At 42.0% G+C, this 16,644-nt stretch carries 18 protein-coding genes; 14 read left to right on the plus strand and 4 right to left on the minus strand.

The features are described 5' to 3' along the window. The first annotated feature begins 2 nt into the window (after positions 1–2). From COU90_02175 to COU90_02185, 3 genes are all read left to right on the plus strand, one after another. Positions 3–2,201: a hypothetical protein gene (locus COU90_02175; GenBank protein ID PJE64625.1), complete on the plus strand. Its 2,199-nt coding sequence runs from the start codon at positions 3–5 to the stop codon at positions 2,199–2,201. Positions 2,202–2,623: 422 nt separating this feature from the next. After that, entirely contained in the window at positions 2,624–3,601 is a 978-nt protein-coding gene (locus COU90_02180) for a UDP-N-acetylenolpyruvoylglucosamine reductase (GenBank protein ID PJE64626.1), read from the plus strand. Between the two features lie 388 nt (positions 3,602–3,989). Then, on the plus strand, positions 3,990–4,421 hold the full coding sequence (locus COU90_02185) for a hypothetical protein (GenBank protein PJE64627.1): 432 nt from the start codon (positions 3,990–3,992) through the stop codon (positions 4,419–4,421). Between the two features lie 41 nt (positions 4,422–4,462). Here COU90_02185 and COU90_02190 read toward each other — a convergent pair whose 3' ends face one another. Beyond that, positions 4,463–4,669 carry a hypothetical protein gene (locus COU90_02190; protein ID PJE64628.1) on the minus strand — a complete coding sequence of 69 codons (207 nt, stop codon included), beginning with the start codon at positions 4,667–4,669 and terminating at the stop codon, positions 4,463–4,465. Between the two features lie 159 nt (positions 4,670–4,828). Between COU90_02190 and COU90_02195 the strand changes: the two genes are divergently transcribed. The 5 genes from COU90_02195 (at position 4,829) to COU90_02215 (ending at position 10,331) form a co-directional block, all read left to right on the plus strand. Next, entirely contained in the window at positions 4,829–7,537 is a 2,709-nt protein-coding gene (locus COU90_02195; GenBank protein ID PJE64629.1) for a preprotein translocase subunit SecA, read from the plus strand. After that, on the plus strand, positions 7,527–7,898 hold the full coding sequence (locus tag COU90_02200) for a hypothetical protein (protein ID PJE64630.1): 372 nt from the start codon (positions 7,527–7,529) through the stop codon (positions 7,896–7,898). Before COU90_02195 ends, COU90_02200 begins: the two co-directional genes overlap by 11 nt. A gap of 82 nt (positions 7,899–7,980) precedes the next feature. Beyond that, the gene (locus COU90_02205; protein ID PJE64631.1) at positions 7,981–9,072 is read left to right on the plus strand and encodes a hydroxyacid dehydrogenase; all 1,092 of its coding nucleotides are present in this window, start codon (positions 7,981–7,983) and stop codon (positions 9,070–9,072) included. After that, complete coding sequence (locus COU90_02210) at positions 9,044–9,505, plus strand: hypothetical protein (protein ID PJE64632.1); 462 nt, start codon at positions 9,044–9,046, stop codon at positions 9,503–9,505. Before COU90_02205 ends, COU90_02210 begins: the two co-directional genes overlap by 29 nt. Then, positions 9,429–10,331 (plus strand): putative folate metabolism gamma-glutamate ligase, encoded by a 903-nt coding sequence (locus tag COU90_02215; protein PJE64633.1) that lies wholly within the window; start codon positions 9,429–9,431, stop codon positions 10,329–10,331. Before COU90_02210 ends, COU90_02215 begins: the two co-directional genes overlap by 77 nt. A 2-nt stretch (positions 10,332–10,333) precedes the next feature. Here COU90_02215 and COU90_02220 read toward each other — a convergent pair whose 3' ends face one another. Beyond that, positions 10,334–11,092 (minus strand): ZIP family metal transporter, encoded by a 759-nt coding sequence (locus COU90_02220; protein ID PJE64634.1) that lies wholly within the window; start codon positions 11,090–11,092, stop codon positions 10,334–10,336. 105 nt (positions 11,093–11,197) lie between these two features. Between COU90_02220 and rsmI the strand changes: the two genes are divergently transcribed. From rsmI to COU90_02240, 4 genes are read left to right on the plus strand one after another with little or no spacing between them, the layout of a single operon-like run. Beyond that, positions 11,198–11,881, plus strand: coding sequence for a 16S rRNA (cytidine(1402)-2'-O)-methyltransferase (gene rsmI / locus COU90_02225; protein PJE64635.1), 684 nt, complete (start codon positions 11,198–11,200; stop codon positions 11,879–11,881). Between the two features lie 3 nt (positions 11,882–11,884). Continuing rightward, positions 11,885–12,442, plus strand: coding sequence for a non-canonical purine NTP pyrophosphatase (locus COU90_02230; GenBank protein PJE64636.1), 558 nt, complete (start codon positions 11,885–11,887; stop codon positions 12,440–12,442). Between the two features lie 4 nt (positions 12,443–12,446). Further along, complete coding sequence (locus tag COU90_02235) at positions 12,447–12,680, plus strand: hypothetical protein (protein PJE64637.1); 234 nt, start codon at positions 12,447–12,449, stop codon at positions 12,678–12,680. Between the two features lie 55 nt (positions 12,681–12,735). Further along, on the plus strand, positions 12,736–13,245 hold the full coding sequence (locus tag COU90_02240; protein PJE64638.1) for a hypothetical protein: 510 nt from the start codon (positions 12,736–12,738) through the stop codon (positions 13,243–13,245). 370 nt (positions 13,246–13,615) lie between these two features. Here COU90_02240 and COU90_02245 read toward each other — a convergent pair whose 3' ends face one another. Then, complete coding sequence (locus tag COU90_02245; protein ID PJE64639.1) at positions 13,616–14,653, minus strand: hypothetical protein; 1,038 nt, start codon at positions 14,651–14,653, stop codon at positions 13,616–13,618. 84 nt (positions 14,654–14,737) lie between these two features. Between COU90_02245 and COU90_02250 the strand changes: the two genes are divergently transcribed. Continuing rightward, positions 14,738–15,481, plus strand: coding sequence for a hypothetical protein (locus tag COU90_02250; GenBank protein ID PJE64640.1), 744 nt, complete (start codon positions 14,738–14,740; stop codon positions 15,479–15,481). Between the two features lie 106 nt (positions 15,482–15,587). Here COU90_02250 and COU90_02255 read toward each other — a convergent pair whose 3' ends face one another. Next, on the minus strand, positions 15,588–15,815 hold the full coding sequence (locus COU90_02255; protein PJE64641.1) for a hypothetical protein: 228 nt from the start codon (positions 15,813–15,815) through the stop codon (positions 15,588–15,590). Positions 15,816–16,099: 284 nt separating this feature from the next. Here COU90_02255 and rplJ point away from each other — a divergent pair, with 284 nt between their 5' ends. After that, on the plus strand, positions 16,100–16,615 hold the full coding sequence (rplJ, locus tag COU90_02260; GenBank protein ID PJE64642.1) for a 50S ribosomal protein L10: 516 nt from the start codon (positions 16,100–16,102) through the stop codon (positions 16,613–16,615). Positions 16,616–16,644 lie beyond the last annotated feature (29 nt).

Here is a 16,644-nt window from a genome sequence, read left to right on the forward strand (position 1 = left end):
GTATGGTAAAGGTATTCTCACGTACTATTCAATACATTCTCATCGCTATTCCTGTTCTTATACCTCTTGTATTTTGGCAGGAGGTATTTTTTCCTTATACATTTCCTAAAACGATACTCTTTCGGACGCTGATAGAAATTGCATTTGTGCTATGGCTACCACTTGTAATATTTATTTCGCGATACCGTCGTTTATATTCTTTTCCCGCTATATCGGTAAGCGTATTTTTCGGTGTCCTCGTTATTACGTCTCTGACCGGTGTAGATGTTTTTAAAAGTATATGGTCGGATTTTGAACGCATGCTTGGTTTATGGACATATGTACATCTTTTTGTATTTTTCCTAATGTTGGTAACTATGATGCGAAGTATAAGGGATTGGAATCGACTACTGGTAACTTCAATAACGGCGGCAAGTCTCATTAGTATTATAGGTATCGGAGAAGCGGTAATATCCGAAGGGCGTATTATTGCAACAATAGGCAATGCGGCATTTCTATCCTCTTATTTGCTCTTGCATGTTTTTTTATCCCTTATGCTTCTTCTTAACGAGGAAAGATTTAATTATAAGGCCGGATTTTTTGCCTTGAGTACCGGTATGATAGGAGTCGCTCTTTTTCTTACCGAAGCACGTGCCGGACTGATAGGATTATTTGGCGGCCTTGTGGTTCTTAGTGTATTATTTCTGATTTTTAGCGAGACTGACGGACAGACACTTTCTATTCCTCATAAAGTTGGAAAACGAATTGGTGGTATTTTGTTGGGATTGTTTACGGTTATGAGCGTATTTTTTATATTATTTCCTAAATCGATAAGTCCTTACGTTCCGAATCAATTACGACGGTTTACGGATGTAAGTTTAGCGGAGCGTACGGCAGAGGGGCGTTTTCTTACATGGCGCGTAGCATGGGAGGGCTGGCAGGAGCGTGGTATTACCGGATGGGGGATCGAAAATTTTAATATCCTTTTTAATGCGCATTATGATGAACGGTTATTCAGGCAGGAGCCATGGTTTGATCGGGCACATAACATTATTTTTGATATAGGAAGCAGTACCGGCATTCTTGGTATATTTTCATATATGATTCTTTTAGGAAGTATGTTTTTTACATTGTACCGAAAATGGCGGAATAATATGTATACGTTTTGGACATCCGCGGTTCTTGCGGCTTTGTTGGGAGGGTATGTTCTTCAAAACATGTTTACATTTGATACTATAACAACACTCATACCGCTATGGATGATATTTGCCTTTGTTGCCGTTTCTTTGCACGATGAAAAGTACGTCATAGAAGATAAACAAAAAAACAAACTAATACTGGGTGGTGTTGTATTACTGTCAGTAGTTCTTATTCCCGGTTGGTATTATGTAAACGCAGCACCAATGCATGCAAATAGGGCGGCACATATCGGTTGGGAAACCCTTCGTCTTGGAGGTGGGGATGAAGAAGCCATTCAGTTATTTAACAAAGGTCTTTCATATAAGACGCATGGAGATGTCGATATACGGCGTTTCTTTGCTGAATACGTGTTTGAGTTTTTGAAGCAGGGCGGTGTGCGTCCGGACGAATCATTATTTCGGCTTATGACGCAGGCGAATGAGTATATGGACGAAAATATTCGGGCAGATCCGCAAAATGTAAAGTGGTATATATATCAGGGGGAGTTATATAATTTGATGGCGGTGCGATTTGATAGTTCTTATGCGTTATTGGCGGAAGAGTTTTATTTAAAAGCCCGCGCATTATCTTCGGCGCGCCCGCAAATTTATCTGGGTCTTGCGGAGGCGTATAAGCGGCAGGGAAGGATAGAAGAAACATGGCAGGAACTCGATACTGTGTTAGAAAAAGTACCTGCATTTCTTGCCGCACACGAAGCGGCAGGGATTACTGCGATAGAAACGGAAAATAGAGAACGGGAAGAACAGGAAGTAGAATGGATTATCACAAACGGACATGAGGCAGGTTCTTTGCGGGACGCCTATTTTCTTGCCGAGCGTTACGGAGATGCCGCACGCATACAAGAGTATATTATTCACGATGATGACTTGCTTCGGAAAGATCGTGCAACCCTCTATGCCCAACTTGCCGCTCTCTACAATCTTGCGGGAGAGAAGGATAAGGCAAGGCAGGCAGCTTATGCTGTACTGGAGTTTGATCCAATGCGCAAAGATGAAGTGGAAGCATTTTTGAATACCCTTTAAGTTGTCCTGACTCAAAAAATCTTTATGTATTTTAGTTTTGAATTGTTACATATGACACCGGAAGATGATTCTAAAAAATGTTCTTAAAAGAGTAATGCAATAAAGCTCTTTTGGTTTATCAAAGACTTATGGTTGAGTAGATGCTAGTATAATAGGGTTATATACACAGGAATAGTTGACTTTTTTGTATAAATCTGTTACTATGGGGTTGTGGGTTATTGATAACAATAATTTCTACTACATCGCACATAATTCCGCTTCGGCGGAATTTTGTGCGTTTGGGAGAGAATGCTATTATAGACGTGGGATCATGTGGTCGAACTCACATCTGATGTATGTAGGAGGTTATTACGCCCATGATCCCACGAAAGAATCCTGTTTTTCTAGCGGGATTTTTTTGTTTTTTCTGATATACTGTTCATATGGAAATTCAGATACAAGAAAATGTCCCTCTTGCACCTTATACCTATCTCAATATAGGCGGACTCGCCCGATTTTTTGTGGAAGCAAAAAAGGAGAAGGATATTTTGAATGCCCTCATATGGGCGAAAGAGAACGATATGCCGTATTATATTATTGGTGCGGGATCAAATATATTAGTGGCAGATAAGGGATTTGCCGGTCTTGTCATTAAAATATCTCTTCATGACATATCATTTGGTGTAAATGGTATGTGTATTAATGCCGGTGTTCCCATGGCGCTTGCCGCGGCGCGATCGGTGGCAGAAGGATATATTGGATTCGAGTGGGCTATGGGAGTGCCGGGTACGGTTGGCGGTTCCGTGTATGGTAATGCCGGATGTTTTGGCGGAGAAATGAAGGATGTTGTAAAAGCAGTAAGAGTGTTGGAACAACAGGAAGAAGGTTTTAAAAAACGTATTTTTACGAATGAAGAATGCAAGTTTGGGTATCGAGAAAGTTTTTTTAAGAAACATCCTGAAATAATTATTCTTTCAGTGGACATGCAATTAAAAGAAGGAACACCTGAAGAAATAAATACCGCACGCTTACACATGCGAAGCTCCGCACAGGCACGTGTTCAAGAACAAGATATCGGCGTACGGACCGCCGGCAGTACGTTTAAAGGGATTCCTATTACGGACAGTACGGAAAAACGCATGTATACGTATGGACCAAAGTGGCAGAGGGGAGAAAACACCTGTTGGGTGCATGAAAGTAGAAGAGGTATGTTTGGCGCGGGATTCTTTATTGAACAATCCGGTTTGAAAGGTATGCGAATAGGAGGAGTTTCCGTTTCGGAAAAACACGCTAACTTTATGGTAAATACGGGAACGGCGACGGCGGAGGATGTTGTTATGCTTATTGCTGTTATAAAAGAACGTGTGCATAGTATGTGCGGCATAATGCTTGAAGAAGAAATTCGTTACGTTGGATTTTAATAGTATTATAAAATATTTTTTTTCATACATATTTTTATTTTATTTATCCACACCTTTGCACATCTTTGTATATATTTAAAAAAAAATCTCAACTAAAATAAGTGTAACGAAAACATTTTTGAAAATAGTTTTGTTTTCAAAAGTTTAGTTTTGTTACTTATTATGAAAGGTCGTTTTATTTACGTATAAATTTTTATACTACAATGCCAGCACGCAAAAAACGAAAGACAACAAAAAAAGCTGCTGCTAAGCACAAGACAACAAAGAGGAAGACAGTTAAGCGCAAAGCAGCTAAGAAGACAGCAAAACGAAAGACAACGAAACGAAAGGCAGCGAAGAAAACAACGCGCCGCCGTCGCTAATCTTCTCTTAAGTAAAGACCCCGCTCATGGCGGGGTCTTATTTTGGAACTGTCAAAAAAGAGTATATAATGGAGTACATGAGAACAATAATAAAAGTAACCAATACGGTGCTCACGCCCGCATTGGAGGCGCATATTGAAGAGAAAGTTATAAAATCATTAGAGCGACTTGTGGGTAAAACACATATGCCAAGCGCGCGGCTTACGCTTGATATCGGAAAAATAACGCGCCATCACAGGAAGGGATTAATATGGCGTGCTTCGGGTAATCTTTCTTTAAAAGGACGTGTCCTTCGAGCAAAAGCAAACGGAGAAAAGGCACAAGAAGCCGTGGATCTTTTGCGCGCAGAGTTGGAGCGGGAACTAAAAGCATATAAAGGGAAAAGAAAAACAGTAGCTCTTAAGGGAGCACGTCTTGCAAAAGAAAACGCAACCATAGCGAAAGCGGCGCGTGAATAATTTGGTTTTGCTTAAAAAATAAAAAAAGCCGCACGGGCGGCTCATTGGCGTTCTCGAACGAAAAGAGGTACCTCGTGCATTTTTTTTCGTACGAGATTATTAGCCAAAAGAAAACAAATAGCTTTTGCTGTCTGATTGGGCTCAAGATTAAGTTCATTTCCCATTTCAGATTCTGTGAAAGTTTTTTGCCGGCAAATATAACGAACAAGTGATAATACCATAGTTTCTGATATTTCCCCGTCCTTCATTTTACATAAACCCTCCCTATTTTGTAGTCTACAGGCAAATATAGTGGAAAATAGCAGTATGTCAATATGCTTGCATGTGTATAGTGATTAAAAACTTTTTTCCGGCTATTTTATACGCCCATTGATTATACGGGTACATTCCCGTATTATAGATACGCTATGCAATTTTTAGAAAAAATTTTTGGAGATCCCAGTACTTCGTTTGCTAAAAAATCACAGTTCGTTGTGGGTAAAATTGGCGCATTTGAAAAGGATATGGAAGTTCTTACGGCGGATGATTTCCCAAAAAAGACACTCGAATTCAAAGAGCGTCTGGGAAAGGGCGAGTCGCTGGATGACATTCTTCCCGAAGCATTTGCTTTGGTGCGGGAGGTATCGAAACGTACGGTTGGCATGCGTCATTTTGATGTTCAGCTGTTGGGTGGTATGGCCCTTCATAAGGGGCATATTGCCGAGATGCGTACCGGAGAAGGAAAAACGCTCGTTGCAACATTGCCCGTATATTTAAATGCGCTAATGGGCAAGGGCGTGCATGTTATTACCGTGAACGATTATTTGGCGCGACGGGATGCGGTATGGATGGGGCAGATATATGATGCGTTAGGTATGAGTGTGGGATGTGTAGCGCATGATGGGGCGTATCGGTATAATCCTCATTTTAAAAATGCTGAAGAGGAAGACGCGGTGCGGGACGCGGTGGGGAGTTTTAAAATTATCCATGAGTTTTTAGAACCGGTAAGCCGTAAAGAGGCTTATGGGGCTGACATTACATACGGTACCAATAATGAATTCGGGTTCGATTATTTGCGCGATAATATGGCGTATAAGCCGGAACAGGTTGCGCAAGAAAATCATTATTTTGCCATTATAGACGAAATGGACTCCATTTTAATTGATGAAGCGCGTACACCGCTTATTATTTCGGCTCCCGATCAGGATTCCGGTGATTTGTATCAGGTATTTGCCGAGATAGTGCCAAAGCTAAAAGCGGGAGAAGATTATAACGTTGATGAAAAACAAAAGGCAACCACTCTCACCGAGGAAGGTATTGAAAAAGCAGAGTCGCTTTTGGGAATTAAGGACATATATACGGAAAAGGGTATGCGGTATGTGCATCATTTAGAGCAGGCGTTAAGAGCTGAAGCTCTCTATAAGCTCGACAAAGATTATGTTGTAAAAGACGGCGAAATTATTATCGTAGATGAGTTTACGGGGCGTCTGATGCCGGGACGGAGATGGTCGGAAGGGCTTCATCAGGCGATAGAAGCAAAAGAAAAGGTACCTATTCAGAAAGAATCCCGCACACTTGCGTCCATAACATTTCAGAATTATTTTCGGCTATATGAAAAAATTGCGGGCATGACGGGTACCGCCAAAACATCCACGGAAGAATTTCATAAAGTATACGGCCTTAATGTGGCGACCATTCCCACAAATAAGCCGCTTGTTCGTGATGACAAGCCCGATCAGGTGTATCAGACATATGCGGGGAAAATGCGTGCGGTAATACGGACAATAAAAGAATGCCATGAACGGCGTCAGCCCATATTGGTAGGAACTATATCCATTGATAAGAATGAATATCTTTCCGCACTTCTTAAAAAAGAAGGAGTACCGCATCAGGTGCTTAATGCAAAAAACCATGAGTCGGAGGCAAGTATTATTGCTCAAGCAGGCCGTCCGGGCGCCGTAACAATTGCCACCAACATGGCGGGGCGTGGTGTTGATATTATCTTAGGTGGTAATCCGCCGGACGAACGAGAAGCAAAAGAAGTACGTAACGCGGGTGGACTCTTTATGCTTGGCACGGAACGTCATGAGGCGAGGCGTATCGATAATCAGCTTCGTGGACGTGCCGGTCGACAGGGAGATCCGGGCGTATCTCAGTTCTATGTATCTTTGGAAGATGATCTTATGCGTATTTTCGGATCTGATAGGATAAAGAATCTTATGGGAACATTCGGTATTCCGGAGGATGAGCCCATTGAAAACAGAATGGTTTCCCGCTCTTTGGAATCGGCGCAGGCAAAAATCGAAGGATTCCACTTCGATGCCCGGAAACACCTTCTTGATTATGATGATGTTATGAATCGTCAGCGTGAAGCTGTGTATCGCACCCGAAAGGAACTACTGAAAAGTACCGAAGAGGATCTTAAAGATCGTATTTCCACGATGATAGAAGAAGATATTTCTCATCTGGTGGGTATGCACACGATGCATTTGGCGGAGGATTGGAATATTACTGAGATTATTGAAAATATTCACGCAATGAATATTTCTACGGAGGGGCTTGAAAAAGAGCTTACAGATATAAAAGGGATGCAAGAATCGGATACGGTACGCCGAGGAAACATGGAAGAGGTGCTTATAGCGCGTGCTCATGATGCGTTTGCAAAAAAAGAGAAGGAATTAAAAGAAGGATTTTTAAATGTTATCCGGTTTTTTGCGCTTCAAACAATTGATTCTTTATGGACGGATCACTTGGAAGCAATGGATTACACGAGAAGTTCCGTACGTCTTCGTGCATACGGGCAACGGGATCCATTAGTGGAGTACAAAAATGAATCTGTAAAATTATTTCGGCAGTTTAATATGGCGGTAGAGCATCTCATAGCACTTAATATCTTTAAGTTTTCCGTGTCTCCACAAGCGGCACATAATCATGTGCATGCGCCGAACGAAGGCCAGCTTACCTTTTCCCGGCCGTCGCTCACCGGCGCTCCGGCTGCGGAAACCTCAAATGCCTCGGGAACACATACCGCTACCGCCAAGCAGGCATCAGTGGATCCGAAATATCAAAACATAGGCCGCAACGATCCGTGTCCGTGCGGGTCCGGCAAAAAATTTAAGAAGTGTCATGGGAAGTGAGAACGAAAAGTTTTACAGAATAGTCGTAAACGGCGTAGGGATCTACGAAGCGGTGGATCGTGACTGTCCGAAAAATGATTCAAGGCGAAAAGACAAACCCGATGGGTCATGGCTACCGAAGAAAGGCCTTGATTATCCTGAAGCGATATCATTTTGGAGCGAATACGGATTGAGGAAATATCGTGAATCAGGATTGATGAACTGGTATGTATCAGTTGTGGGAGGCGAAGTCGAAGTAGTTACAATCAATCGACCAACGGATATTCTGTACGAAGACGAATATCAGATTATTGTGAAACCAGAGGCGGCAGTTGAAATATCTAGGAAATCGCTTGAAAAATTCATACGGCTTAGTCAATAAGCAACAGAAGTGTGGCATAATAGGTGCTCCGGAGCATAAAAGATAATCGATAAAACTAGGGGATTAATGAGGTGTAGTATCTATGCCGCGTCTTTTATTTTTATATATGGCGAGGCTACGGTATACTTATCCGAGGGGAAACATGTTACTAAATAATACAATAACTATGAAAATTGCATTTTTTGGACTTGAGGAATGGGAGAAAGAATACATTAAAGAGCGTCCGATTGACGGTGCGGATTATATGTTTATATCTGATCCTATCGATCCGGACCATATGCCGGAAGATAAAAGTTTTGATGTGGCGTGCCCCTTTGTAAATGCGAAAATGGATGCGTCCGTCATTGAACAGCTGCCGAACTTGAAACTTATTGCAACGCGTTCAACAGGGTTTGATCATATTGATTTGGATGCCGCAAAAGCCCGAAATATTCAAGTGGCGAACGTGCCTTCATACGGAGAACATACGGTGGCGGAATACGCATTCGCTCTACTGCTTACGTTATCGCGAAATGTATACCAGAGCTATCACCAACTCCGAGACGCCGGTACATTTGATCGGAAAACACAACGTGGATTTGATCTTGCCGGAAAAACAATTGGCGTGGTAGGAACGGGACGCATTGGCAGGAACGTAGTGAGTATTGCAAAGGGATTCAATATGAAGGTACATGCATTTGATGTGCATCCCGATGAAACGTTTGCAAAAGAAATGGATATTACGTACATAGCGCTGGACGAGTTGTTTTCTACGAGCGACATTATCACACTTCACGTTCCGTATCTCGAATCTACGCACCATTTGGTAAACAAAGAAGCCTTCGCAAAAATGAAAGACGGCGTGTATCTTGTTAATGATTCCCGAGGTGCCGTGGTCGATACACCGGCATTGTTGGAAGCGCTTCATTCCGGAAAGGTGGCGGGTGCCGCACTTGACGTACTGGAAGAAGAAGGACCACTCTATGATGAAATGCATTTTTTAGTGGAAGGACATCCGGATCAGGAAAAAATGTACACAACACTCGCAAACCATGCGCTTATCAACATGCCGAACGTCATTGTAACGCCGCATAATGCATTTAATACCTGGGAGGGTCTTATGCGTATTCTGGATACCACCCTAGGAAACATAGAAACATATAAGAATGGATCCCCGACTAACATCGTCTCCTAACTTTCACGAGGTTAAACCTCGTGAAGAAATCCTTTTTCCTACCGGCGGGTTTCTATATAATCGCCAGAAACAGGAAATACTTCTTCATTTGCGCGATGGTAAAACGCCCTATAACCCCAACAAATGGGCGTTCTTTGGGGGTATGTCGAAGAAAGGAGAAACGCCAGCGGAATGTTTTGTGCGGGAGATGTACGAAGAGATTGGACTTCTATTTTCTGTAGAAAATGTAATACTGTTTCGGGAGTATTATCAGGAAGACTCGGGGTGGCACAAATATGAATTCTTTATCTGTTCGGATGCGGATATAACAACGATGATTTTGGGAGAAGGGGCTGGTTTTAAGTGGATACCGCTTAATGAAGTATTTGCATATAATCTTTCTCCGCGCACACGCGAGGGACTTACATATTTTGTACAGCAAGTTTTACGATAACGAGATAGATCTCGTTTTTTATTTGCAAATAAACAAAAATACGATTACTCTGGGTTTTATGCATGTGGAACCCATAAAAACACGTATTTTTAATCCGCCAAAAGATGATCTTTTTAAGATCTTTAAAAGTGCCATCCGGAGCATACCGGAAAAAAGTATTCTTGCCGTAACATCAAAAGTAGTTAGTATAGCAGAAGGGCGATGTGTTTCGGGGAACGGCATAGGGAAAGAGGATCTCATAAAAAGGGAAGCAGAATATTATCTTCCGCGTGTGCATGTGCCTGGAGAATTTGTCACACATACCATAAAAAACAACCTGGTTGTGGCATCCGCCGGCATCGATGCGAGTAATGCGGCGGGATATTATATCTTGTGGCCTAAAGATTCATACGCATCAGCACGTACCATACATGCATGGATTCAAAAAACATATGGGGTATCTGATGTGGGTGTTCTTATAACCGACTCTCACTCTATTCCATTTCGTCGCGGCGTTATTGGCAGTGCTTTGGGATATTATGGTTTTTTGCCGCTTAAGGATTATCGCGGAAAAAAAGATATTTTCGGAAGAGAACTTATTATGACGATGACAAATATTCCCGATAGTCTTGCGGTTTCAGCAGTGGTTGTTATGGGAGAGGGAAATGAAACAACGCCCGTTTCTCTTATAACGGACGTGCCATGGATTACATTCTATAATGGGCCGCAATCTTCAAAAGATCTTTATTCATCCTTTGAAGTACCAATGGAAGAGGATACTTTCGCACCCTTTTTCAAAGATGTTCCTTGGGAAAAAGGTGATGGAGGTATTGTTTTTAGTGGATAGAATTATTCAAGGAAAAGCAGTGCGTACATAGCTCCCACACCGATACTGATACCGATTATTTCATATATGATGTTCCAAATTCCCGTTTGTTTATGGAGTTCCGGTACAAGATCTGAACTTGCCGTATAGATAAATACTCCGATAGCGAGAGGTACGATCCATGCTTCGGTTGCTGATGCGATACGGTTCGCAAAAAGCGTAATAGCGCTACCGGCGACAGCAAAGGAGGCGGAGTAGAAATTCACAAGAATAGCTTGCGTTTTTGTGTATCCCGCATGAATAAGTACGCCAAAGTCGCCAATTTCTTGAGGAATTTCATGAAGAATAATGGCGCCTGTCGTGGCAATACCTACTTCAATACTAACAAGATAACTTGCCGCTATAATAACGCCGTCTATAAAATTATGTAGTCCGTCTGAGATAAGGATGATGTGCCCTAAAGATTTATTTTTGTGAGAATTTTCTTCATGTGTATCATGTCCATGATGATGGAGGTGAAGAACTTTTTCTAAAATAAAAAAAAGAAGCATGCCGCCGATGATAAGCAGTGATGATTGGACGGCATTCTTGGTATGGGTAAATGTTTCGGGGATAAGGTGAATAAATGCATCCCCCAGTAATGCTCCTACGGCAAGTGCTACCATGGGAGATATCAACATACGAAGGCGTCGTTCATTTGTTGCCAAAACAAAAATTCCAACAAGTGACATAAGACTTACAATAACAACACTGCCAATGGCATAAAATATGGGCGTGCTCATATAAACGAGTATACAGGATGAAATTCAAAAGGGGAATGTACTGGAATATGCAACATATTTTATATATACTTACGCAATATAAAATATGGTATAGAAGAAGGTGTGATGAAATATAATAACGGTATACTTTACATAGTGGCAACGCCCATCGGCAACCTCGAAGATATTACGCTTCGGGCCCTTCGTATCTTAAAGGAAGCAGACAATGTATATGCGGAAGATACGCGTGTAACTAAAAAATTACTTGCACATTATGATATTAAAACGTTTGTCAAGCGATACGACGAACACGTGGCTGATCGGATGCATAATGCCATCGGACAGGTTTTAAAGGAAGGACAAACCATCGCTCTCGTTAGCGATGCGGGAACGCCGGGTATTTCCGATCCCGGTGCGCGTCTTGTAGCATATCTACATAACCATATGCCGGATGTGGTTGTTGTGCCTATACCGGGGCCATCCGCATTAGTAACAGCTCTTTCCATTGCGGGTGTTTCCGGTGATCAGTTTACTTTTCTCGGATACCCTCCTCATAAAAAAGGACGAAAAACGTTCTTTGAAAAAATACCGATTATAGAAACGCGTCCCGTTGTATTGTATGAATCCCCGCACAGGGTGGAGCGTACGCTTGCGGCACTTTCCGAAAATTTGGGCAATGGACATCATATTGTTATTGCGCGGGAGCTTACTAAAATGTATGAAGATATATATCGGGGCACTATAGAGCGTGCGCAAGTATACATAACGGGAGAAAGGAAAAAAGGCGAATTCGTTATTATTGTTTTTTAGTATATGACACACCTTGCGTTTATAACCGGTAATGATGCCAAGGCAAAAGAGGTAGAACGATATCTTTTGGTGCCGGTAAAACGATATACATATAATTTGCCGGAAATACAGTCACTTGTTCTGGAGCATGTTGTGCGGGATAAAGCCGAACGCGCATATGCATTTATAAAAAAACCGGTTCTGGTGGAAGATGTCTCCGTAACCTTTGGCGCTTTCCAGTACATGCTTCCCGGACCCTTTATTAAATGGTTTGTGGAGGGTGTGGGAAATGAGGCATTATGTCGCATGCTTGATGGATATGATAACAGAACGGCAATAGCGGAAGTGCAGTATGGTTTTCATGACAGTGATGGTGTTCATATTTTTTCGGGAAAAACAGAAGGAATTATTGCAGATACGCCGCGTGGGGAGGATGGATTTGGATGGAATTCTATTTTTATACCATCGGGGCAGAAAAAAACGCGCGCAGAAATGACGGATGAAGAGAAAGACAGAACTTCTATGCGAAAAAAAGCGCTTGGTGCATTAAAAGAGTATTTAAAAGAAAGAAACATACCATAATCCTATGAAAGTAACCGTACGCGTAAAACCCAATGCTAAACATCCCGGTGTGGTAGAACATGATGATAAATCTCTGGATGTTTCTGTGCACGCATCTCCGCACGAAGGGGAGGCAAATAAAGAGCTTATAGAACTTCTAGCCGATTATTTTGAAGTCTCTAAAAGTTCTATTGAAATTGTGGGAGGTCATGCGTCGCGTCGAAAAGTTGTGGAAATTAGTTTGTGGCAAAAGCGTTAATATCTGTTTATAAGGGCAAACGCTGTATTATTGGATTTTCTGATGCCATACATATATGCATACATCAAAAACAATTATTCTCTTTTTTATAATTATCATAGGTGGTATTGGTGCCCTCGGGTTTAGTTCGAGTTTGCGTGGTGACGAGGAGAATAGTGGTCATGGAGCCGTCATAGATTCACTTGAAAAATTCGCTTCCTATGAAACAACAGATCTGGCATTTGAACATACTAATCTTACGGTGTGGATAGCGGATACCGCATTAAAACAGACAAATGGACTTATGCATATAACAAAACTTCCGGAAGATTATGGCATGCTTTTTGTGTTCGATGATGTGATGCCGCGCACATTCTGGAATAAGAATACCCTTATTGATCTTGATGTTATATGGATTAGTAATAATACAATAGTTGGTATTACCGCTCTTTCACATCAAACTGATGAAGAGATAACTCTTGTTTCTTCACCGAAAGCGGTAGATTATGTTTTGGAAGTGGGTGCGGGATGGACGGCAAGACATAATATACAAGTGGGAAGCACATATAACATGATGCCGCGTTAATAGTATTATGATTATGTAGTTGGTTATCCACATCTTTGTTTTCGTTCTTTGGATGGGAACTTGGTATACTTCATTCAGCAAACATTTTTTAGGAGAGTAGTTGAACTACACTCCTCTCGGGCCAGATCTCCCTGGTGCATGTGCTTTTCTGTTACAACATTTACTTAAAAAGCGTATGCATCAGGGAGGTCAAAAAAAATGGCCATTGGGGCATTACCCCATGAGAGTCGATGTTTTGCTATCTCCTAAAAATTGAGAACTTTCAACAAATTCTCTATTTTATGCCCCGGACTTCCCGGGGCTTTTTTTCGACACAAAAAACCGTTCCAATTGGAACGGTCATGCTATATGAGTAGTATTGTTTGTTAAATTATGGATTACCTGCCAGAAATTCTTTTAGGCTTTTGCCCGTTTCGGCTCGTACCGTGGCATCGATGGCAAGGGGTGTTAATGAAAAAAGATTACGTTCCGTTATGGAGGATGATTCCCCTTCATTGATGGCAAAAATAAGTCCGGCAAACGTACCGGTGAACGGATTTATAATAATACCACCCGATGACCCCTTTTGAGATCCAATACCTTGAGTTGATTCAATAATAAATGCGTCTTGCGCACGCACGATGGTTTCAGAAAACGATAAATGTAAGTGTCGTACAATGGCTTCCGATCCCAATAATTCTGCCGGATAACTGAAAGTAGAAAGAGGGCTGTTGATGGACGGTGCATAGAGCGGATTAATTTCTAAGGGAGAAAGATCCGCAAGAGTGTTATTTCCGATAAAGGTGGTTATTTTCCATATAGCTATGTCACGTACTATGTTTGCGTAGGCAAGAGATGTACCGGAAAAATCGGATGGAATAAATATTCGCTCGGCGATAGCAAAATTTTGTGCAGGAGATCCGCGTCTTATCAGGCAGGGTTTGGGGTTCTCTGCGTAGGCGACATGAGCATTGGTCAGAATATAGCCGGCATCGTTTAGGATGACGCCAGTAGCAATAGCAACTTCCCGGTCACCTAATTCGCAAAAAAGGTTAACAACATGACTGGCGCCGAAATTATATAATTCTTTTTGCGGAATACGTGCTGTCGGAACAGGTTTGGAGGGAGAGGTATCTTTTTCCGGTTCTGTATCTGTAAAGGAAGGCGTGACAGTATGATTTTCGGCAAACGAAATATCTTTTATTTCAGCAGGTTCGGGTTTAGTATCAGAAAAAGAACTTTGTTCAGCAGGTTTGGTATTGGTAATGGAAGTATCTGATTCTTCAAAGGAATTATGTATAGTTGTGGCGGTTGAGGGGGAGGGATGCTTCATGTTCACAGAAGAGAGGAAGGGTATTTCCACGCCTAAAAAAACGGCAGCTTCGGCGAATATTAATCCTCCCACGATGAACAAACCAACATACTTCATATGCGTGTAAGTATACCATTAACGGCATGGCGGTAAACAGGCAATAATTAATGGATACGAGATATACGCAAAATTTTATATCTTATGGTATTATATCCGCGTATGCATAGATTTTTTGTAACGATACCCTTAAAAGAGGGACCGCTCCTTATTCCCGATTCGGCTATTGCTCATCAGGTGAGGCACGTTCTTCGTATGAAGCCGGGGAATAAAATAGTTCTTTTTGGGGGAAGGGTGGCACGAGACGGCGGGTGGGATTTCTTATTTCGTATTGATTCTCTGAAAGACCAGGCTCTTGAGGGAGAGGTAATTGCAAAAGCTCGTAATGACAGAGAGTCTCGCGTAACACTGACGCTCTACCAGGCAACGCTGAAAAAGGACAATATGGAATGGATATTTGCAAAAGGTACGGAGGTTGGTATTGCGCGATTTGCTCCGGTTTTGGCGGAGCGTTCGGTGAAAACACGCGTACAGTATGAAAGAGCCGTAAAGATAGTTAAGGAAGCGGCTGAACAGAGTGGGCGAGCATTTTTTCCGGATGTACTGCCTATTGTTCCGTTTGCGGAGGCTGTAAAGCGTGCAAAAAAAGAAGGAGCACTTAATATTTTGGCGCATGAGCGGGAGCATAGAAAACGCATGGATGCACTTCCGCTTACCAGTATGCATATCAATTTATTTATTGGTCCGGAGGGAGGGTTTTCGCCGGCGGAGGTTGCAGAGGCGGAAGCCGCAGGATTTTTCATAACATCTCTTTCGAAGCGTGTTTTACGTGCGGAGACAGCGGCAATAGTGGGATCTTACGCTGTTCTCCATCGCTTCGGTAATTAAAAAATAACAATAAAAAATCGGAAAGTTTAGCTTTCCGATTCGATAAATTTTTGATTTTATTCCTCACTCGCATTACTTTTTGTGTTTATGCGAGTAAGGCGCAGAATCAAGTTATTTGAATTATGCCACCCAGTTCAGTTATTGTAAGGAAACTTTCAGTATGTTTTTTTGCAACAGATATCTTTATTTTTACACCGGGCCCTTTGTCTGTTTGCAATAATTCTGTTTCCCTCGTTATGAACACTGCGTTGTATATGTTCACAATAGTATAAAGTAAAGTAAGTTTCCCAATTTCTTTTTCAGAGAAAAAGAAACATAACTCTGTTGTAAGCATACATACCCCCTTTTTGTTTTATAATAATAAACTTGCCAGTATGTATAATATAATGTTTTATATATTATGTCAAGTTGACAGGGTATGAGAGGTTGTATAGTATGGGGATATTCCGCAGACAGTGGGCGTCCGATAAAATGGAAATAAGACCCGCCAAGGAAAAGTTATGCAGATGGCTGTATAACGTGGTGTTGGATTACTTTGGTGATTCTTGTCTGCGGCTTATCGGCCGTATTTTTGTTTGAGATTAATATCCAAGTTCTAGTATCTAATTTCCAAATATCATGGCAATAACACGACAAAGAAAGGAAGAGACCATACAAAAACTCAAAGAAGCATCCCATGCATCCCATTTGCTCATATTTTTACAGTTTCGCGGTCTTACGGTGGCAAGTGTAACAGAGCTTCGCAGTGCGCTCCGTGCCGTGGGAGCTAAGTATATTGTGGCAAAAAAGCGTTTTATGGGATTGGTTCTTAAGGAGGAAGGTACGGACATGCCGATGCTTGAAGGGGAGGTTGCGTTTGTATTTGGGGGGGAGGATCCCGTTAGTACCGCGAAAGAAATCCACGCATTTACAAAAAAACATCAAGAAGCAACGATAGCCGGAGGCGTGTACGAGAAAAACATAATAGACGCGGTGCTGGTAACCCGGCTTGCGAAGATTCCGTCGCGTGAGGTTTTGCTTGCACAATTGGTGGGCGTTCTAAAAGGACCACAGCGCGGACTTGTGGGTGTGTTGGGAGGTGTGCCACGTGGTTTTGTTATGGCGCTTAAGCAAATAGCGGAAAAGAAAATATAATTATTTGCCGGTCGAGTACAGTAGGATAT

It is taken from the genome of Candidatus Ryanbacteria bacterium CG10_big_fil_rev_8_21_14_0_10_43_42 (genome assembly GCA_002793915.1).
Classification (GTDB): Bacteria; Patescibacteriota; Minisyncoccia; order Ryanbacterales; family 2-02-FULL-48-12; genus 1-14-0-10-43-42.